Source organism: Nitrosospira multiformis, from assembly GCF_900103165.1.
Lineage (GTDB): Bacteria > Pseudomonadota > Gammaproteobacteria > Burkholderiales > Nitrosomonadaceae > Nitrosospira > Nitrosospira multiformis_D.
This window is the reverse complement of record NZ_FNKY01000001.1, coordinates 2733954-2752650: the sequence shown is the minus strand read 5'-3', so window position 1 is coordinate 2752650 and position 18697 is coordinate 2733954. Positions and strand designations below refer to the sequence as shown.

General features: G+C 52.7%; 21 protein-coding genes. 7 read left to right on the top strand and 14 right to left on the bottom strand.

Annotated features, from left to right (window positions below):
- The first annotated feature begins 297 nt into the window (after positions 1-297).
- The 5 genes from BLR00_RS12450 (at position 298) to BLR00_RS16465 (ending at position 3585) form a co-directional block, all read left to right on the top strand.
- Entirely contained in the window at positions 298-1290 is a 993-nt protein-coding gene (locus BLR00_RS12450; protein ID WP_107797718.1) for a sulfate ABC transporter substrate-binding protein, read from the top strand.
- Between the two features lie 683 nt (positions 1291-1973).
- The gene (locus BLR00_RS12445) at positions 1974-2561 is read left to right on the top strand and encodes a BON domain-containing protein (protein ID WP_074633107.1); all 588 of its coding nucleotides are present in this window, start codon (positions 1974-1976) and stop codon (positions 2559-2561) included.
- A gap of 77 nt (positions 2562-2638) precedes the next feature.
- Positions 2639-2857: a CsbD family protein gene (locus BLR00_RS12440; protein ID WP_074633105.1), complete on the top strand. Its 219-nt coding sequence runs from the start codon at positions 2639-2641 to the stop codon at positions 2855-2857.
- Positions 2858-2925: 68 nt separating this feature from the next.
- Positions 2926-3330: a hypothetical protein gene (locus BLR00_RS12435; RefSeq protein ID WP_074633102.1), complete on the top strand. Its 405-nt coding sequence runs from the start codon at positions 2926-2928 to the stop codon at positions 3328-3330.
- A gap of 105 nt (positions 3331-3435) precedes the next feature.
- Positions 3436-3585 carry a lmo0937 family membrane protein gene (locus tag BLR00_RS16465; RefSeq protein ID WP_107797715.1) on the top strand — a complete coding sequence of 50 codons (150 nt, stop codon included), beginning with the start codon at positions 3436-3438 and terminating at the stop codon, positions 3583-3585.
- A gap of 204 nt (positions 3586-3789) precedes the next feature.
- Here the strand turns inward: BLR00_RS16465 and BLR00_RS12430 are convergent, their stop codons facing one another.
- From BLR00_RS12430 to BLR00_RS12410, 5 genes are all read right to left on the bottom strand, one after another.
- Entirely contained in the window at positions 3790-4425 is a 636-nt protein-coding gene (locus BLR00_RS12430) for an SRPBCC family protein (protein WP_081346758.1), read from the bottom strand.
- A gap of 85 nt (positions 4426-4510) precedes the next feature.
- Positions 4511-6073, bottom strand: coding sequence for a glutamine-hydrolyzing GMP synthase (guaA, locus tag BLR00_RS12425; RefSeq protein WP_074633099.1), 1563 nt, complete (start codon positions 6071-6073; stop codon positions 4511-4513).
- 157 nt (positions 6074-6230) lie between these two features.
- Entirely contained in the window at positions 6231-7691 is a 1461-nt protein-coding gene (gene guaB / locus BLR00_RS12420; protein WP_074633096.1) for an IMP dehydrogenase, read from the bottom strand.
- A gap of 258 nt (positions 7692-7949) precedes the next feature.
- On the bottom strand, positions 7950-8297 hold the full coding sequence (locus BLR00_RS12415; RefSeq protein ID WP_074633094.1) for an RnfH family protein: 348 nt from the start codon (positions 8295-8297) through the stop codon (positions 7950-7952).
- Positions 8284-8721: a type II toxin-antitoxin system RatA family toxin gene (locus BLR00_RS12410; protein WP_074633092.1), complete on the bottom strand. Its 438-nt coding sequence runs from the start codon at positions 8719-8721 to the stop codon at positions 8284-8286. The genes BLR00_RS12415 and BLR00_RS12410 overlap by 14 nt, the downstream gene beginning before the upstream one ends.
- A 216-nt stretch (positions 8722-8937) precedes the next feature.
- Between BLR00_RS12410 and smpB the strand changes: the two genes are divergently transcribed.
- Positions 8938-9381 carry an SsrA-binding protein SmpB gene (gene smpB, locus BLR00_RS12400; protein ID WP_074633087.1) on the top strand — a complete coding sequence of 148 codons (444 nt, stop codon included), beginning with the start codon at positions 8938-8940 and terminating at the stop codon, positions 9379-9381.
- Between the two features lie 84 nt (positions 9382-9465).
- On the top strand, positions 9466-10476 hold the full coding sequence (locus tag BLR00_RS12395) for a COX15/CtaA family protein (protein ID WP_074633084.1): 1011 nt from the start codon (positions 9466-9468) through the stop codon (positions 10474-10476).
- Positions 10477-11072: 596 nt separating this feature from the next.
- On the opposite strand, the gene ccmI is transcribed toward BLR00_RS12395, so the two are convergent.
- The 9 genes from ccmI to ccmA all read right to left on the bottom strand — a co-directional run bounded on the left by ccmI (position 11073) and on the right by ccmA (position 18556).
- The gene (gene ccmI, locus BLR00_RS12390; RefSeq protein ID WP_074633082.1) at positions 11073-12398 is read right to left on the bottom strand and encodes a c-type cytochrome biogenesis protein CcmI; all 1326 of its coding nucleotides are present in this window, start codon (positions 12396-12398) and stop codon (positions 11073-11075) included.
- Entirely contained in the window at positions 12395-12835 is a 441-nt protein-coding gene (locus tag BLR00_RS12385; protein WP_074634298.1) for a cytochrome c-type biogenesis protein, read from the bottom strand. The genes ccmI and BLR00_RS12385 overlap by 4 nt, the downstream gene beginning before the upstream one ends.
- A gap of 110 nt (positions 12836-12945) precedes the next feature.
- Entirely contained in the window at positions 12946-13470 is a 525-nt protein-coding gene (locus BLR00_RS12380) for a DsbE family thiol:disulfide interchange protein (protein WP_074633079.1), read from the bottom strand.
- Positions 13467-15542, bottom strand: coding sequence for a heme lyase CcmF/NrfE family subunit (locus tag BLR00_RS12375; protein ID WP_074633077.1), 2076 nt, complete (start codon positions 15540-15542; stop codon positions 13467-13469). The genes BLR00_RS12380 and BLR00_RS12375 overlap by 4 nt, the downstream gene beginning before the upstream one ends.
- A gap of 94 nt (positions 15543-15636) precedes the next feature.
- On the bottom strand, positions 15637-16086 hold the full coding sequence (ccmE, locus tag BLR00_RS12370) for a cytochrome c maturation protein CcmE (protein ID WP_074633075.1): 450 nt from the start codon (positions 16084-16086) through the stop codon (positions 15637-15639).
- A complete protein-coding gene (gene ccmD, locus BLR00_RS12365; RefSeq protein WP_254773491.1) occupies positions 16070-16234 on the bottom strand; it encodes a heme exporter protein CcmD in 165 nt (54 codons plus the stop codon). The genes ccmE and ccmD overlap by 17 nt, the downstream gene beginning before the upstream one ends.
- Positions 16235-16263: 29 nt before the next feature.
- A complete protein-coding gene (gene ccmC, locus BLR00_RS12360; protein WP_074633073.1) occupies positions 16264-17004 on the bottom strand; it encodes a heme ABC transporter permease CcmC in 741 nt (246 codons plus the stop codon).
- A 276-nt stretch (positions 17005-17280) separates the two neighbouring features.
- Positions 17281-17940: a heme exporter protein CcmB gene (ccmB, locus tag BLR00_RS12355; RefSeq protein ID WP_074633072.1), complete on the bottom strand. Its 660-nt coding sequence runs from the start codon at positions 17938-17940 to the stop codon at positions 17281-17283.
- A gap of 1 nt (position 17941) precedes the next feature.
- A complete protein-coding gene (gene ccmA / locus BLR00_RS12350; protein ID WP_074633071.1) occupies positions 17942-18556 on the bottom strand; it encodes a cytochrome c biogenesis heme-transporting ATPase CcmA in 615 nt (204 codons plus the stop codon).
- Between the last annotated feature and the right edge of the window lie 141 nt (positions 18557-18697).

Below are 18697 nucleotides of genomic sequence, written 5' to 3'. Positions count from 1 at the left end.
ATGAAATCCGTCCCGTCCCTTCGGGTTGCGCACAAAAAACGCGGATGCCGCGTTACGAAGCTTGGCCATAGGCCTACTATGGCCAAGCTTCGCGCCTTGCCTCCGCGTTTTTTGTGTAGCAACGCGGGTGCGAAATAAGTGTTAACAGGCCCTAGATTGGATTGGGGGACTGTAGGCAGCCGAGTAAAGGGTGACCGATGGGCGACCGATTACTCAATTTCTTCATCTTTATGCAACACCTGTGAAATAAACAAATGCTAGATTTTCTTTCTGGTAATTACTCTGGAGGAAATGAAAATGAGTTTATATCGCTCCCATTTTATTTTTGCGCTCCTCGTAATTCTGCTTAGTTTAGGAGTTGCCGCCGCCGCCCTGCATTCCTATAGCAGCAAGGCTGATCCCGCGTGGGAAATGTACGAGGATTTCAACGAGGCATTTGTCAGGCACTGGAAAGCGCGGTCCGGTGTCGCTGTTACGGTCAAACAGGCACACGGTGGATCCGGCGTGCCCGTACGTGCCGTGATGAATGGGCTTGGTGTCGTTACACTTGCCTTATCTTATGATGCTGAGGCACTCAAAAAGAATACCCGATTCACTTTGCCCGATTGGCAGGGATCTTCGCCGCAAAGCTCGCCCTATACTTCGACCATTGTGTTCCTGGTGCGTAAAGGCAACCCCAAGCAACTAAAAGATTGGGACGATCTCGTACAGCAGGGGGTCGAAGTGATTACCCCCAATCCAAAAACTTCAAGCGACGCTCGCTGGAATTATCTGGCGGCATGGGGTTATGCGCTCCAGCAACCCGGTGGCAATGAAGCAAGCGCACTTGAATTTGTCAGGAAATTGTTTGCCAATGTCAAAGCAGGGGACGCCGGGACCCGTAACGCGATGACAAACTTTGTTGAGCGTGGCATCGGCGACGTGCTGCTGGTGTGGGAAAACGAAGCTCATCGGGTTGTCAGGGACCATGGTGGCGACAAGTTTGAGGTAGTCGCTCCGTCCATGTCGATCATGGCCGAACCCACAGTCAGTATTGTGGACAATGCGGCCACCGATGGTGAGCGCGACGTGGCTCGAGCGTATATCGATTATCTCTATACCGCCAAAGCTCAGGATATCGCGGGTAAACACCACTATCGCCCACGCGATGAAAGGATAGCCGCAAAATACGCGACGCAACTCCCATCAATGGATCTATTTACCGTTGACGAGGTTTTTGGCGGTTGGAATCTGGCGGAAAGCAGGCATTTTGCCCATGGCGGCGTTTTTGATCAGATACAAGCCAAATAAGGCGAGCTTGGGCGGCGTGCCATCATGGAACCGGGTCGAGCGAATAATGAATTCGGCGCAAGGCATGGTGACGGGCGCTGATAGCTGGGCGATCCGGAATTCATTTCCATTCCCCTTTAGGCCTTCCGGGCTACCTGCCCCGTGAAAAATCCAGCCTGATATTCCAGCAGCTAAGTCTTGCTTTCGCAGAGTCACACATCACACGCCGGGAAGAGGCATCAGTGCTTCAGACCGGCGTCTTCACTTTGTATGTGATTTATCAACCGAATTAATCCCCAATCCATCTCGAGCCCCAAGTCTCGACTCTCAAGTCGCACCACTCCCGTCGATCGTTTTGTGTGCAATTCTGGCAGTTGTTCTATTTGCCTGGTTAAGCTCCATTTTTAGTATTTTCCTGATTGTGTGTGTCACCGCACTGATCAGTTAGAGTCAAAAAGGGATGATTGCACCCGTGGAGCAGAGTATGCCTGTGGCAGCCTGCCGGACTTGAATGAGATCGGCTGTAAAAGTAACTGGCCGGTTTGTATTTCGTCGCTTTTTTGGCTAATAGAATTAACTATCAGCCCGCAGCATCATCAGAATCTGTTTCCATCCGGGCGCTTTCTCGCTTCGATTTCTCAAGTCCGGCAGGCTGAGAGTACTTTTAACAGTTCCAATTTCAATCAACTTTGGAGAAAAAAAGCATGAATACCAAAAATAGATTACTCGTTCTGACCATCACACTCATCGGCGCGCTATCTATTGCCGGATGTGGAAAAAGCGGGGAGAAAGCGGCGCCGCCTGAGGCGCCTAAGCCCGAGGCTAAAACCACAGTAGGGACGGAAATCGATGACAGCACCATCACCACCAAGGTGAAATCGGCGCTACTGGCCAATGAGGATGTCAAGAGTTTTGATATCAAGGTCGAGACACGCAAAGGCGAGGTTCAACTTAGTGGTTTTGTGGATAACCAGGCTCAGATCGATCGGGCCATTACGGTCGCCCGTGGAGTCGAGGGTGTCAAAAACGTGGACAATAAGATGAACTTAAAGATTACCACGACGACGATAGGCGACAAAATAGATGATGCCGTCATTACTGCCAAGGTAAAAGCCGCGCTGCTTGCCGATGAGAGTATTAAGAGCTTTGATATTGCCGCAGTGACGCGCGACGGTGAGGTCCAGCTTAGCGGTTTTGTGGACAATCAGACTCAGATCGACCAGGCAACGGCGATCGCGCGTGGAGTCGAGGGCGTGAAGAATGTGATTAATGAACTGAGCATCAAGAAGTAAATAAGTAGCTGGAAATGAGCATCAAAGAAACCGTAATGAAATTGCATGTCCTATTATCCATATGAAAGGAGTTAAAAATGAACTGGGATCAAGTAGAAGGCAACTGGAAACAATTCAAGGGTAAAGTCAAGGAGCAGTGGGGCAAGCTAACCGACGATCATCTCGATGTGATTGCAGGCAAACGGGATCAGCTCGCGGGGAAGATTCAGGAATCGTATGGGGTTACAAAGGAGGAGGCGGAAAAGCAAATTTCCACCTGGGAGAAAAACCAGAAGGATATCTATCCTCCTAAATAAAGTGGTGCGGCATGTGGCGAAATGCGACATGCCGCATAATGGTATTAGAATTATAAGTTAAGGAAATCATGGATAAATTCAAAGTCATCGCGATAATCTCGGGCTTGGTATTCAGTTTCGGCACGATGGCGGGGCAGCACATGTCCAAGGATGCGTACAAAGCGGAAAAGGAGCGCATAGAACGCGAATACAAGGCCCAAAAGGCGCATTGTGATTCCCTCGCCGCGAATGCGAAGGATATTTGCCGAGTTGAAGCGAAAGGTGGAGAAGAGGTCGCGGAAGCCGATCTTGAAGCTCAGTATGAACCTTCCAGGGAAAATCGCTATAAAGCCCGTATCGCCAGGGCGGAGGCGGATTACGCGACCGCTAAAGAACGGTGTGACGATCGGGCCGGCGACGCAAAAGGGATTTGCCTTAAAGATGCAAAAGCTGCGGAAGCCGCTGCCAAGGCCGATGCCGAGCGAGAAAAATAGAACCGGGACCCTATCCGCAGGTAATTCTTGAATGGCGGTATGTCCTACAATCCGGATGAGTGTCAGGAACGTTGATAAACAGGTTAAACATGAAAGGAGAATATCATGCTCTATACCATCGCTGTCGTTCTGATCATTTTATGGCTGCTTGGGTTGGTGAGTTCTTACACCATGGGTGGTTTCATCCATATTCTGTTGGTGATCGCCATCGTGGTGGTGTTACTTAGAATCATTAGTGGACGCAAACCCCTGTGAAGGATCAGAGATCACCGCTCTCTCTGGCGTGCTCCGCATTTCCGGGGTGAGAAAAGAATTGAGAGGAAAACAACTTCCTATCGCAACATTATCAATCTGGTGACGCTGACGCATAAGGGAGTTGGTGCGCGTCGGCAGATTCTTGGTTGTGGCTTTATGCAGGAGAGTTTTGGCGTGATCTGAGCGACTTTGCTTACTGGAGTACTATCCAGTGGTGACTGCCAGTTGTTTTCTTCTGATTATTTCGTTGGATATTTCCTGGAATTGCTTTCGCGCTTCGTTCTCGATGAAGTGGGGTCCTATAAACCGCAGAATCCAGACATCAGGAATAATCTCCGCATGATAAACAATACGCGTGTGATTTCCCTCTGGCAATAGTTGTGTCGTTTCTTCCATTTTGCGCATGCTGCCGCTAATCATGCGTTCATGGATTTTCTTGAAAGGGGTCAAATTAATTTTTCGTACTGATTCAAGCGAAATCGTTAGAAAGGCATATTTTTCTATCGCGTGCTGGGAGACATGTATATCATCGCCCGATCTTCCGACCACTTTGCTGGACTGGATGCTGGAAATAAAGTTGGATATGTTATCGAAGTCGGTCAGCACCGCCCAGACTTGCTGAGGCGCAGCCGGAACAGTAAAAGTTGCCTTCACAATGATTTGTTCACCATCATTCTCAACTTTAACCCTAATGTCAGAATTGTGAGGCTGGACAATCTGCGCGGCTGAATTCACGGTTGACGTATTTAACTTCTCTGACTGCTTTCCTCCTTCCGCCAGCACTGGTTCGCCGAGAAGCAGGAGAGGCAGAAAAGTGACAGATGTAGCAATTATCTTCATTGATAGAACCGGTTTACGTAAGGTTAAACCATGGGCCTAATATTTTTATCGATAAGCTTGCCGAGAAACAGTGAATGATGCAAATTTATTCCCATTCAATCGTCGCAGGTGGTTTGCCGGAGATATCGTATACGACGCGATTGATGCCGCGAACCTCGTTGACAATACGATTAGAAATCCTGGCCAGCAGGGTATAGGGGAGCTCCACCCAGTGGGCCGTCATAAAGTCTTCTGTTTTGACCGCTCTTAATGCCACCACGTAATCATAGGTGCGTCCATCGCCCATCACCCCGACTGATTTTACCGGCAGGAAGACGGCAAAGGCTTGCGAGGCTTTTTCATACCAGCCCGAAGCACGTAATTCTTCGATAAAAATCGCGTCGGCACGCCGCAGCAACTCGGCATATTCGTACTTGACCTCGCCAAGAATGCGAACGCCCAGGCCAGGACCCGGAAAAGGGTGACGGTATACCATATCGTGCGGGAGTCCCAGCGTCAGGCCAAGTTCACGTACTTCATCCTTGAACAGTTCACGCAGGGGTTCCAGCAACTTCAAATGCAATGTATCGGGCAGGCCGCCGACGTTATGATGGGATTTGATGGTATGAGCTTTTTTTGTCTTACCACCAGCGGATTCAATCACGTCCGGGTAGATCGTTCCCTGGGCAAGCCAGCGGGCGTTGGCGATCCTGGCGGCTTCGCGCTGAAATACTTCGACAAACTCCCGGCCGATAATACGACGTTTTTGTTCGGGATCGGCAACGCCTTGCAAGTGACCGAGAAATTCTTTGCCGGCGTCGACGTGAATGACTTTGACACCCAGGTTCCTGCTAAAGGTGTCCATTACCTGCTTCGCCTCGTTTAATCGCAGCAAACCATTGTCCACAAATACGCAGGTAAGCTGTTCTCCGATTGCGCGATGAATAAGCGCCGCCGCGACCGATGAATCCACACCGCCGGATAGACCCAGAATCACTTCATCCGTGCCCACTTCCGAGCGAATCCTGCCGATCGCTTCTTCCATGAAATCGGGCATATTCCAGTCGTAACCGGCCCCGCAAATTTCATGTACAAACCGCTCGATGATGGCCTTGCCTTGCAGGGTGTGGGTGACCTCGGGATGAAATTGCATGCCATAGAACTTGCGTGCCTCATCCGCTATGGCGGCATTCGGCGTGGCGGCATTGCTGATCATCACCTTGAAACCGGGAGGAAGCGCCGTTACCTTGTCGCCATGACTCATCCACACATCCAGAACCGGTTTGCCTTCCGCATCGGTACGATCGTGAATATCACGCATCAGTGCGGTTCGATTTTCCGCACGTACCTCAGCATAGCCAAATTCCCGTACTTTTGAAGTTTCAACCGCGCCGCCCAGCTGCGCAGCCATCACCTGCATGCCGTAGCAAATTCCCAGTACCGGGATACCCAAGTCGAAGACAGCTTGCGGGGCGCGCGGTGTTTCATCCTCCGCAACGGAATTCGGACCACCGGAAAGAATAATGCCTTGCGCTGCAAAGTCATGGATGAATTGCGAGCTGACGTCGCAGGGATGAACTTCGCAATAAACGTTGGTTTCCCGGACGCGGCGGGCGATCAACTGGGTATATTGGGAACCAAAGTCGAGGATGAGTATTTTTTGATGCATCGGGGTGCGTCAGAAATCCTTAAATCGTAACTTCAAACAGGCAAAACCACGAGGAAAACGTTAAAAATGACTCAATTGGCGTCAGGCAAGGCGAAGGACGCGCGTAGCGATTCCTATGCGATCAACGACCCAGCAACGCGGCATGGCGGCTTTTTAACTATTCCACGTGATAATTTGGCGCCTCCTTGGTGATCTGGACGTTATGAACATGAGATTCGCGGATACCGGCGGAGGTGATTTCAATGAACTCGGCTTTGGCGTGCATTTCGTCAATGGTTCCACAGCCGAGATAACCCATGCCCGAGCGTATACCGCCTATGAGCTGATGGATCACGGCGATTACGCTGCCCTTGAAAGGTACACGGCCTTCCACGCCTTCGGGCACCAGTTTCTCAGTGTCTTGTCCGGCTTCCTGGAAATAGCGGTCACTGGAACCTTGCTGCATGGCGGAAAGCGAGCCCATACCGCGATAGGTTTTATAAGATCGCCCCTGGAAGAGTTCAATTTCTCCGGGAGACTCTTCGGTGCCGGCAAACAATCCACCCAGCATTACGGAACTGGCGCCGGCGGCGATGGCCTTAGCGATATCGCCGGAATAGCGGATGCCTCCATCGGCAATCAGCGGCACGCCGGTGTTGTTCAATGCGTCCGATACGTTCTTGATCGCGGTGATTTGCGGTACGCCCACACCGGCGACAATGCGCGTGGTACAAATCGAGCCGGGACCTATTCCAACTTTTACGCCGTCGGCTCCGTGATCGACCAGCGCCTTGGCCGCAGCAGCAGTGGCAATATTGCCGCCGATAACCTGAATTTGAGGAAAGCGCTTCTTGACCCACTGTACCCGCTCAAGTACGCTCTGGGAATGACCGTGAGCCGTATCCACCACGATCACATCCACGCCTGCTTCAGCCAACGCTTCCGCGCGTTCGTCGCTGCCTTCGCCGACTCCAACCGCAGCCCCCACGCGTAAACGGCCCAGATCATCCTTGCACGCACTGGGATGTTCCGAAGTTTTGATAATGTCCTTCACGGTAATTAATCCGCACAACTCGAAATCGCCATTTACCACCAGTACTCTCTCCAGCCGGTGTTTATGCAGCAACGCCATTGCTTCTTCACGAGTCGTCCCTTCTTTGACTGTCACCAGCCGCTCTTTCAGCGTCATGATGTTCTTGATGGGTTGATCCAGATTGGTTTCGAAGCGCAGATCCCGGTTGGTGACGATACCCACGACTTTCGAGCCTTCCACCACCGGCAAACCGGATATCTTGTACCGGTGGATGAGATTGAGCACTTCGCGGACGGTCATGTCCGGGGGAATGGTGATCGGTTCCTTCACCACACCGCTTTCGAAGCGTTTGACTTTGGCTACATGGGCTGCCTGATCTTCCGCAGGCATATTCTTGTGGATGATGCCGATGCCACCTTCCTGCGCGAGGGCAATGGCAAGCCGCGAGTCGGTTACCGTATCCATGGCGGCGGAAACCAGTGGAATGTTGAGGGAAATTGCGCGGGTGAGCCGGGTGGTTAAATTAACATTGCGCGGCAAAACCCCGGAGTGGGCGGGAAGCAGCAAAACATCATCAAAAGTCAGAGCTTTTTCAACCAATCGCATGATATTGATCCTTCACAAAGCGGCATTATAGCGAAACACGGAGGCTGCGGGGACCCTGATCTTGATGGCTCGTGATCGAATTCCTCCTGCAGGAAACTCACCATTGTGGTGAAGTCGAAGAACAGGAAGATTTTTGCGGATCATAGCGCTGAGCTGGAGAATGAATGGTCAACTACTGGATTCAGGATTGTGGCAAGCCATGAGACAGGATAACGCGCTGGAATCGGAGGGTTTGCATTGTCTCTGTCTATCCGCCATTCACAGGGGGACGTTCCTGGGTGCGTCTACGCCGGTATCTCTATTTTTCTTCGTTGCCTTGAAATCTTCCTTACGTTTCCTGCGCGCCTCTCCGGGATCGACAGCCAATGGCCGGTAGATTTCCACACGATCGCAATCACGCAGAATTGTATCGGGTTTGACCAATTTGCCAAATACGCCCAGCTTGTTTTGTGAAAGATCAATTTCAGGACACAGGTTGATGATGCCGGAAAGCTCCACCGCCTGCCGCGCGGTGATTCCAACCGGCGGATTCAACCGCCGTACAAACTGATTGTCCGGCAACGCATAAACGACTTCAATCTCTATCGTGCGTTCATGAATGCCCATAAACCACTTCCGCCCGTGCGATAAATGCTTCCACAAAGCTGTTGGCGATAATGAAGAATACCGGTCCTACCAGCTTTTCCAGAAATATGTGCGAGAACGTGTAGTGTAGGCGAAACTCTATCTTGCAGGCATCTTCCGACAGGGGAATGAAACGCCAGTGGCCATCCAGGTTTTGAAAGGGTCCGTCCAGCAGTGTTATGTTAATCAATTCGGGTGGGTGTCGGGTATTCTCGGTGGTGAAGCTGTGCTTGATATGGTGATAATTGATCATGATCGTCGCATGGGTAACGGTTTCACTCTGATGCCTCACGGATGAACCGCCGCACCACGGTAGAAAATCGGGATACGCTTCAACCCCGTCCACCAGCGCGAACATCTGGCTCGCGGAATAACCGACCAGAACTGATTTTTCTATGTCAGCCATGGGATAGACCTGAATTCGGCGTTTGACCGCTCATTTCACACTCATTTTTCATCTCGGCGCTATGTCCACAAAGATCGGTTGCATACTTGACCTTCGCCTTTACGGCGAAATCCGGCCCGGGATTCAGGATAAACAAACTGCCATGATCCACCGAGACCGCATTGAAACTGTTAAAATACACGAAACCCGCGTGGAACTCACCCTTTTTCTTGCCACATGAGTATTGTTCAGAATAAGAAAGCTTTTCACGATTATTTTATCGAGGAAAAATATGAAACCGGCGTGGTTTTTGAAGGTTGGGAGGTCAAAGCAATCCGTGCGGGACGGGTGCAGATAAAGGAAGCGTACGTCATAATCCGCAACAGCGAATTGTTTCTCATCGGCTGCCATATCAGTCCTTTACCGACGGCATCCACCCATATCAACCCGGACCCGGTCCGCACTCGCAAGTTGCTGCTGCATGCGGATGAAATCAAGCGGCTCATTGGCAAGGCGGAGCGTGCTGGCTACACTCTGGTGCCGCTGGATATGCACTATAAGGCCGGAAAAATCAAACTCGAAATAGGGTTGGCCAAAGGCAAGAAACAGCATGACAAGCGCGAATCCGAGAAACAGAAAGAATGGATGCGTGACAAACAGCGTCTGATGCGCGCGAAATAATCCTCTCGTAAAGCCGCGATCTGATTTGTTTCAAGTCTGCCATAAATCATCAACTCCCGCTTATAGCGAATTATTTATTTTATCATGCAAAAATCCATTGGCATCTGGTTGTTGACTTGCTGCGCGCTGGTGTTTGCCATGGTGGTTGTCGGCGGTGTGACACGGCTTACCCATTCGGGACTTTCCATTGTTGAATGGCAACCCATCGTCGGTACGATTCCTCCACTCAGCCAAAGTGATTGGGAGGTGCTTTTCGAGAAATATCATCAGACACCTCAGTACAAAAAAATTAATCTCGGCATGAGCCTGGAAGAATTCAAGGGCATTTTCTGGTGGGAGTATTTTCACCGGTTGCTTGGGCGCGTCATCGGACTGGCCTTCTTTATTCCATTCGTATATTTTCTCGCCCGGAAAGGCATTGATCGGCCCTTGGGCCTGAAACTGACAGGAATTTTCGTGCTGGGTGGTCTGCAGGGCGCGATGGGCTGGTATATGGTAAAAAGCGGTCTGGTGGATAACCCGCATGTCAGTCAATACCGGCTGACCGCTCATTTAGGACTTGCATTCATTATTTATGCCGCAATGTTCCGGGTGGCGTTAGAGCTACTGCTTCCTGCTGATATATCGCATGGAAATATCAGATTGCGAGGTTTACACCGCTTTTCCCTGGGGCTTACCACACTCATCTTCATCATGGTTTTGTCAGGAGGATTCGTCGCGGGCATCCATGCGGGACGAGCTTACAATACCTTTCCGTTGATGAACGGTCACATCATTCCGCCGGAGATATTCATGCTGGAGCCATGGTATCGCAATTTTTTCGATAACATGGCGACGGTACAATTCGATCATCGCCTGATCGCATGGACGCTGGCGACTCTGATTCCCATTTTCTGGTTTAAATCGAAAAATCTACCACTTCCCGGTTCGGCCCATCTTGCCTGCAATCTGTTATTGATCATGCTGATAGTGCAGATAAGCCTCGGCATTGCCACTTTGCTGCTGGTTGTTCCGCTACCGCTGGCGGCAGCTCACCAAGCAGGTGCGCTGCTGCTGTTTACCGCCGCCCTCTGGGTCAATCACCAGCTTCGCTAATTAAAAATGACGAGATAGCCGCCATGCGGCGTTGCTCGTCGTTGCATAGGAGACTATGCGCCTCCTCGTGCCTTGCCTGACGGCTATCTCGTCATTTTTAAGAGCTCGTTAGACACGGGCACGCCGAGTTGCTTGTCGTTGCATAGGAAAAACTATGCGCCTCTTCGCGCCTTGCCTGCTGGCTATCTCGTCATTTTTAAGGGTTCGTTAGACACGGGCACGCCGAGTTGCTCGTTGTTGCATAGGAAACTATGTACCTCTTCGCGCCTTGCCTGACGGCTATCCCGTCATTTTTAACGACTCATAGGCATGCATACGGCGCAATGCGCTTTGCTTATTGGCGCCTTCCACTTTATGCAGCCTGATGATTTCGTATGGATAGTTTCTCAGTGGATCGCCGCTGAGAAACTCGGGACTTATTCAACCTAGATAATCTAGTAGAATGCGAGATGATGGCGAAGTGGGTTGCAAAACAGCGTTGCCGGTCGGGAGAAATTCATAGCCGGGTCTATGGATGCCGGGCAAGCGACAGAAATAGCCGCAAACTGACCATCAGCACTCGCGTGCTCGAAGAACCGCTAATGGATTATCCGGGTTTAAGGTAACGTTTGATCGATTACCACATTAATTCCCTTGTCGCCCACCCTGGCGGGTTGGCTGAGGCCTTGCAGATCACCACTTTGCGGCATGGGAGATCCGGATTTTGAGATTCTGGCGCCTACCACCACTTCATCGGCAAAGGTGGATAGCTGTACACCGGATCTGGCCATCGAGTCGTTCAGCGAGAAAGTTGCTGGTAAATCCTTGACCTGCAGGCGCAGCGTCGCCAGCGGCGCCCTCGGGCCCACTTTGGCGCGAGCAAAAATATACAGGCTGTCATTGGGAGACGCTTTGCCGGCCATGGCGGGACTCAATGTCACGTTACCGGAAAGTGTGCCGCCACCCGCTGTGGCCGCCCCCGCAGCCGCGGCTGACTCCGGCCTGTTCCCGGCAGGAGGAGGATTCTGCCCGCCCGGCGCCTGATCCTGCGCTCTTGCCATGATGCTGCCTTTCCCTGAAGCCAGCGATTTCGCTTCGGCAATGCTATTGCTTACAGATCGCGCCAAATCAGACTCTGGCGGAACGAGCACCAGTAATTGCTCCCAGTATACGGCCGCTTGCTTGAATCTTTTTTGCTCAAATTCGGCGGTACCCGCCAATGCCAGCGCCTTGGGATTCTTGGGATCGAGACGCAATGCCTTATTGATCAGTTCCTGAGGTTGCCCCATCAGACTGCCATTATTCGTCATCGCGACAATATCGGCATAATCGGTTAATAGTTCCGCATCATCCGGGACCATGGCAAGCGCCTTCTCATAAGCGCTTTTCGCTTCAGGGAAGCGCTGCATCATTGCATAGGTTCTTCCCAGCATGACCCAGCCTTCCATATCATCCGGCTGCTCCTTGAGACGCGCTGTCAGGTTATCCAGCACCGCCGAAAAGTTTTGATGACCTCCTTCATCCGTCATTCCCTGCATGGGCATCTGCTCGACAGCGGGCTGCGGAGTAAGCGCCCGCGTATTGCCCAGCCAGAGATAAAGTGAGACCGCCAGCAGGGGTATCGCCAGCACCACCAATGCTATGGTTGCAACATTACGGTTGCCGCCGCCCACTAATGTAGCAGTTGTCACGGATCCTCCCTGGGGAACGTCTTCCAGCATTCGCTGCTGCAGTTCCCGCTTGCTTTGCTCGTATTGCTCACGTGTCAGGATGTCGCTGCGTAAATCGTTATCGAGATCGGCTAACTGATCGCGATAGATACTGATATTGGTGGAGTCGCGCCCCCCGCCAGCTTGATAATCTTTTTTTCTCAGCAACGTAGGAAGTACGAACAGCAGAGCACCGACAATAAAAATGCCGGCTACAACCCAAAATGATGTCATGCGTTGTTACCCTTGCCTTCCTTTAGCAATGCTTCAGCCTGTTCGCGCTGATGTTCGGATAGCACCGCGTCCCCAACCTGCCTGCCGCGGCGTTTAAGATAAATAACCAGTAGTACCGCCCCTATTAACAGAAAAACAAAGGGACCGAACCATAAGAATAGTGTTGTGGATTTAACCGGCGGGCGATAAAGCACAAAATCACCATAACGGGCGACCAGGAAATCGATAATCTCCTTGTCGCTCTTGTTTGCTTTCATCTGTTCCCGGATTTCACGCCGCAGGTCGTTGGCAAAATCCGCCCGTGAACCCGCCAGTGATTCGTTCTGACAGACGAGGCAACGCAGATCTTCAGATAAATGAATCATGCGCCGCTCGATCTCCGGATCCTCTGCTACGGGTGCAGCTTCTTTTGCCCAGCTCGAAGGTAGCAGGAGCATCAGGACGAGCAGAAGGAAAATTTTGCTGTTTACGTTGAAGTGTCTCTCGTGGATACCGGTGCGCGCAGGGCGGCCGTCCAAACCCGATGGGTCGGATAAAAATGCCAGACTCATCCTTGCAGTTCCCTCACCAGCGGCAGAATTTTTGTTTCCAGCGCTTCCACCGTGACCGGACCAATCTGTTTGTAACGAATGACCCCGTTCTTGTCGATGACATAAGTTTCGGGAACGCCATAGACACCGTAGTCGATACCTGTCCTGCCTTCCGGGTCCCGGATACTGACCGTATAAGGATCACCGAATTGTCTTAGCCACTGTAAAGCCAGGTCGCGCTCGTCCTTGTAGTTAAGGCCATAGACGGGAACTATTCCGGATTTGGCCAGTTCAACCAGCAACGGGTGTTCCTCGCGGCACGAAACGCACCATGAAGCCCATACATTCAATAGCCATACCTTGCCAAGATTATCTTTGGACGTAAGCGTCTTTTCCGATTCATGCAATTGCTCCAACTGGAATTCAGGAGCGGGCTTTCCAATCAATGGCGAAGGCACCTGACGCGGATTGAGGTTCAGGCCAACCAGCAGAAACGCCACCAGTACGATAAATGCTACCAGCGGCAGCAGGAAACGCGTCATGCCTTCCTGCCTCCCGGAATCAGGGGCCCAGCCGATGCCTTCCTGGCCCCCGGAATCAGAGGCCCAGCGGGTGCCTTCCTGCCGGTAGAGACTTCCCTGCCGGCAACCTTCTTGTCATCAAGGGTCTCACGTTGCTTGCGTACCGCCAGGCGATAACGCCGGTCGGTCACAGCCAGCGCGCCCCCGAAGGCCATCAGCAGGCATCCGAACCAGATCCAGTCCACAAATGGCTTGTGGTAAACCCGTACGACCCATGCTCCGTTTTCCAGCGGTTCACCCAAAGCAACATAGAGATCGCGCAATATACCCGTATCTATCGCGGCTTCCGTCATGGCCATTCCCGATGCGGCGTAAACCCGTTTTTCCGGCTCCATGGTGCGCACTTTTTCACCGTTACGCAGCACATCTATATTACCCATATCCGACATGTAATTGGGCCCGGGAACCTTTTTCGAACCGTTGAAACGGAACGTGTAGCCGCCGACTTCCACCGTATCGCCGATTTCCATACGTACGTCTTTTTCGGTCTCATAACCCCCGACTATCGTTACGCCGATGATGAATACCGCTATGCCCAGATGCGCGAAATGCATACCGTAATAACTGCGGGATTGCGCGGCAAGCTTCGCGAACAGACCTTGCTTACCGCTATTTTGCATGCGCTGAAGCAGGCTCACCACGATGCTGGCAATGACCCAGAAAGCCAGCAGCAAACCGAAACTCACCCATGGCTTCCATTCACCCATCACGAACGGCATTAAGAGCGCGGTGACAAGACTCACAGCAAAAGCCCAGCGCAAACGCACCGCGAGTTCGGGCAGGCTTGCCTGTTTCCAGCGCGCAAGCGGACCCACTCCTATCAGGAAAACTGCCGGCGCCATCAGTGGCACGAATACCGCTTCGAAGTAGGGCGGGCCAACCGATATCTTGCCGAGTTCAAGCGCATCCATCAGCAACGGATAAAGCGTGCCCAGAAGAATACTGCCCGCCGCCACCATCATCAACAGATTATTGCCAAGCAGCAACGATTCTCTCGATAGCAGTTCAAATTTTCCGCCCAAACCAATCTTGGGTGCCCGCCATGCAAATAACAGCAACGAGGCCCCGATGACGACAACCAGGAACGCCAGGATGAATATACCGCGCTTGGGATCGGTGGCAAAGGCGTGAACGGATGTCAACACGCCCGAGCGAACCAGAAATGTACCCAGCAGACTCAGGGAAAACGCGCATATTGCCAGCAACACGGTCCAGCTCTTGAAGCTGCCGCGTTTTTCAGTGACCGCCAGTGAGTGAACCAGCGCGGTTCCCACCAGCCATGGCATGAAGGATGCGTTTTCCACCGGGTCCCAGAACCACCAGCCGCCCCAGCCGAGCTCATAATAGGCCCACCAGCTACCCAGCATGATGCCGATGGTGAGGAATAGCCATGCGACGGTAGTCCACGGGCGCGACCAGCGTGCCCAGGTTGCGTCCATCTGTCCGCTGAGCAACGCGGAGATGGCGAAAGCAAATGCGACGGAAAATCCTACATAACCCATATAGAGCATGGGCGGATGAAACACCATGCCAGGGTCTTGCAGCAGGGGGTTAAGATCGCTTCCCTCCGGTGCGCCGGGCAACAGGCGGTCGAAAGGGTTGGAGGTAAACAGCATGAACAGCAGAAAACCCACACTCACCAGCCCCATTACACCCAACACTCGCGCCACCATTTCGTCCGGCAGGCGGCGGCTGAATACACTGACGGCAATCGACCAGGCTGCCAGCATGAAAACCCACAGCAGCAGCGAACCCTCGTGCGAACCCCAGGTCGCCGCGAAACGATACTCCAGCGGCAATTTGGAGTTGGAATTCTGAGCCACATTCATCACCGAGAAATCGTTATTGACGAACGAGTAGGCCAGGCAAAAGAATGCAATGGCGATAAATACAAACTGCCCCTGGACCACAGGCCGGGCCAGCGCAATCCAGGAAGGAATGCCACGGGCCGCGCCAATAATGGGCAAAGTACCTTGTATGAGCGCTAGCAGCAATGCGAGTATCAGAGCGAAATTACCGAGTTCTGGGATCATGGTGTAGAGGATGTGAGTGATGGGTTATAAGTTATAAGCCATGGTCAGGCCTGTTTGAATCAGGAAAAAATTTTCTCGCCTCGCGAGCCGGCGGTCATTGCACCAATACTGTTTTCCGTGCCTTGTCAGCTTGTTCCAAGGCGCTTGCCGCTTCCGGCGGCATGTAGTTTTCATCGTGTTTGGCTAGTACTTCGTCCGCGCGGAAAACACCGTTTTCAGCCAGCTTACCTTGAGCCACCACGCCTTTGCCTTCCTTGAACAGATCGGGAAGAATCCCTGTATAAACAACGGGGATCACTTTTGCGGTGTCGGTCACGACGAAGTTTACCGTTACGCCATCGGGCTGACGCTTGACGCTGCCTTCTTCCACCAGGCCGCCGATGCGAAAGCTTTTGCCCAGAGGGGCTTCATTGGCCGCCACCTGGGTGGGGCTGAAGAAAAACACCAGATTACTCTGAAACGCATTCAACACCAATATGGAAGCAACACCCAGCGCAGTCACGCCGGACGCGATTATTGCCAGTTTTTTATGACGCGGTTTCATTTCTCTTCTCTTGTTTAGTTGACTGATGAATCAGACTGAGATGCCGGAGCAAAGTTCGCTTGCGGTTAAAAACAAGAATAATTTCCCCGGCTATGCAAACAAGCGCCACCAGATAGGATCCCCACACGTAAAATCCATATCCGCCCATATCCAGAAAATCCGACATACTGGCCCAGATCACCGCGCCGCTCCTTGTAATTCACCTACCCACGCCGTGTGACGTTCGCGCTCCAGAATGACGGCCCGCGTGCGTATCAGAACGACCGCGATTGCATACATCCAGCACGCGAGCGACATGATCAGCATGCCGGTGAGCATGGTCGTGGCCATTTTGGGAGATTGGGTAATACTGACGGAGGCTCCCTGATGCAGGGTATTCCACCATTTCACAGAAAAATAGATGATGGGTATGTTAACCACGCCCACCAGAGCAATCATGGCCCCCGCTTTGTCGGCACGGCGGGGGTCGTCGATTGCCGCTTGCAGTGACATGAAGCCGATGTAAAGAAATAACAGGATCAGTTCGGATGTGAGCCGCGCATCCCATACCCACCATGTTCCCCACATGGGTTTGCCCCACAGGGCACCGGTCCATAAGGCCAGAAAGGTGAACATCGCTCCTGTCGGCGCAATGGCTGTGGCGATCATCGAAGAAAGCCGCGTATTGAAGGCAAGGCCGATGCCGGCCCACATCGCCATGATCACGTAAAGGAACATGGACATCCAGGCGGCGGGAACGTGGATGAAAATAATGCGATAGGCCTCACCCTGTTGAAAATCGGTGGGGGCTACAAAGAAGCCGATATAAAGTCCCACCGCACACAATACAATCGCGGCGATGGAAAATAGCGGGATCATTTTACCGGCAAGAAAATAGAAACTTGCCGGGGAAGAATATTTGAACCAGTTTATCGCCATGTTAAAAAATACTCATTCCGTATCCCAAGTTTACGCTTCAGGTGTGTAACTCATAATTTTAAACTAAAAACCTTGAATTCAGAATTGGTTTCTTCAGGAACCTGTGAATAAGTTCTTGCGGATCTCCACGGGCTGCTGGCAGGAACGGGCGCTCGCCGCGCTGCACTCCTGACATCATCGGCTGGCTACGACCTGGCCACGACCTTTGTAGCACGTCTCGTGACTATCCCGATTTTGCTGCCAATCCGCTCGTAAATGGTTTGTTCGGAAGCTCCTTTACTCCATTGAAATTCGTAGTGAAAGAGCGGCCGTCCATGGCGCCAGTACCAGAGACGCCAGCAGAAAAGCACCCAGCAGCGACATGTGTGCGCCGGCTCCCAAGCCGGCGGCACTGGCCTCGACCGCGCCCGCACCAAAGATCAATACCGGAATATACAGCGGCAATACCAGCAACGAAACCAGTACGCCGCCGCCTCGCAACCCCAAGGTGAGCGCCGCGCCGATAGCACCAATCAGGCTCAGTACCGGCGTTCCCAGCAGCAACGAGGCAGTCAGCACCAGTAGCGCATCTCCCGGCAGGTCATACTGGATGCCCAGCACGGGCGCCATCAGCACCAGCGGCACGCCCGTTACCAGCCAGTGAGCCAGTGCCTTGCCCATTACCAGAAGAGAAAGTGACTGAGGCGAGATCAGCATCTGTTCCAGTGTGCCATCCAGATGGTCGCTGGCGAACATTCGCCCCAGTGACAACATCGAGGCCAGCAGCGCGGCCACCCACACCACACCGGGCGCCATGGTCCGGAGTATGTTCATCTCCGGCCCCACGCCAAGGGGAAAGAGGCTCACGACGATGACGAAAAAAAATAGTGTCGTCAGGACATCTGACCGCCGCCGCATCGCGAGCAGAAGGTCGCGCTGAATTATCCAAAGAAACATGTCAGGCGAGCTGCAACCGCTGGGTTGCAACGGCGGTTATCTCGATCTCCTGATGGGTTGTCATCACGATCATGCCGCCATGTTCCAGATGCTGTTCCATCAAGCCTTGCATCAGCTTCACAGCGGCGGTGTCGAGCGCAGTCAGTGGCTCATCCAGTATCCATAATACGGTTCCGCATACCAACAGGCGTGCCAGCGTTACCCTGCGCCGCTGTCCCTGTGACAATACCTTGGCCGGCAATAACTCGCGTCCTCCCAACCCCATGTGCTGCAAGGCATCATGGGCTTTGCGCTCATCAATTTCGACACCTCCCAGCGCGCTGGAAATGCGCAGATTCTCAATAGCGGTCAAATCGTCCTTGACGCCGCCCAAGTGTCCGAGATAGGTCATCGCAGCGTAATAACCATCTCCCAGGGCGCGAATTTCAGCGCCATTCCAGCGGATCTCGCCGTGGGCGGGCGTCGCCAGCCCGCACAGCATGCGCAGAAGACTGGTTTTGCCGCTGCCATTGGGCCCCTGAACCTGCATCAGTCCACCGGCTTCGAGGGAGAAATTGACGTCACGGAATAATCGGCGGTCGCCGCGCACGCATTCCAGATTGTTTCCTTCCAGCATGGGTATCTGTCGAGGCCAAAAAAACCGGCATTATAGCGTATCGGGGGCAGGGAGGCGTAGTCTGACAGGTTGCCGGAATTAAAGGAGATCGACGGCAAAGCGTTTGACCCGTCCAGATTTAGCACTACCTTGCCGCTACAG

Coding starts and splice junctions, on each gene's coding strand:
- BLR00_RS12450 (WP_107797718.1), top strand. CDS start 298: ATGAGTTTATATCGCTCCCATTTTATTTTTGCGCTCCTCGTAATTCTG.
- BLR00_RS12445 (WP_074633107.1), top strand. CDS start 1,974: ATGAATACCAAAAATAGATTACTCGTTCTGACCATCACACTCATCGGC.
- BLR00_RS12440 (WP_074633105.1), top strand. CDS start 2,639: ATGAACTGGGATCAAGTAGAAGGCAACTGGAAACAATTCAAGGGTAAA.
- BLR00_RS12435 (WP_074633102.1), top strand. CDS start 2,926: ATGGATAAATTCAAAGTCATCGCGATAATCTCGGGCTTGGTATTCAGT.
- BLR00_RS16465 (WP_107797715.1), top strand. CDS start 3,436: ATGCTCTATACCATCGCTGTCGTTCTGATCATTTTATGGCTGCTTGGG.
- BLR00_RS12430 (WP_081346758.1), bottom strand. CDS start 4,425: ATGAAGATAATTGCTACATCTGTCACTTTTCTGCCTCTCCTGCTTCTC.
- guaA (WP_074633099.1), bottom strand. CDS start 6,073: ATGCATCAAAAAATACTCATCCTCGACTTTGGTTCCCAATATACCCAG.
- guaB (WP_074633096.1), bottom strand. CDS start 7,691: ATGCGATTGGTTGAAAAAGCTCTGACTTTTGATGATGTTTTGCTGCTT.
- BLR00_RS12415 (WP_074633094.1), bottom strand. CDS start 8,297: ATGGGCATTCATGAACGCACGATAGAGATTGAAGTCGTTTATGCGTTG.
- BLR00_RS12410 (WP_074633092.1), bottom strand. CDS start 8,721: ATGGCTGACATAGAAAAATCAGTTCTGGTCGGTTATTCCGCGAGCCAG.
- smpB (WP_074633087.1), top strand. CDS start 8,938: ATGAGTATTGTTCAGAATAAGAAAGCTTTTCACGATTATTTTATCGAG.
- BLR00_RS12395 (WP_074633084.1), top strand. CDS start 9,466: ATGCAAAAATCCATTGGCATCTGGTTGTTGACTTGCTGCGCGCTGGTG.
- ccmI (WP_074633082.1), bottom strand. CDS start 12,398: ATGACATCATTTTGGGTTGTAGCCGGCATTTTTATTGTCGGTGCTCTG.
- BLR00_RS12385 (WP_074634298.1), bottom strand. CDS start 12,835: ATGCTCCTGCTACCTTCGAGCTGGGCAAAAGAAGCTGCACCCGTAGCA.
- BLR00_RS12380 (WP_074633079.1), bottom strand. CDS start 13,470: ATGACGCGTTTCCTGCTGCCGCTGGTAGCATTTATCGTACTGGTGGCG.
- BLR00_RS12375 (WP_074633077.1), bottom strand. CDS start 15,542: ATGATCCCAGAACTCGGTAATTTCGCTCTGATACTCGCATTGCTGCTA.
- ccmE (WP_074633075.1), bottom strand. CDS start 16,086: ATGAAACCGCGTCATAAAAAACTGGCAATAATCGCGTCCGGCGTGACT.
- ccmD (WP_254773491.1), bottom strand. CDS start 16,234: ATGGGCGGATATGGATTTTACGTGTGGGGATCCTATCTGGTGGCGCTT.
- ccmC (WP_074633073.1), bottom strand. CDS start 17,004: ATGGCGATAAACTGGTTCAAATATTCTTCCCCGGCAAGTTTCTATTTT.
- ccmB (WP_074633072.1), bottom strand. CDS start 17,940: ATGTTTCTTTGGATAATTCAGCGCGACCTTCTGCTCGCGATGCGGCGG.
- ccmA (WP_074633071.1), bottom strand. CDS start 18,556: ATGCTGGAAGGAAACAATCTGGAATGCGTGCGCGGCGACCGCCGATTA.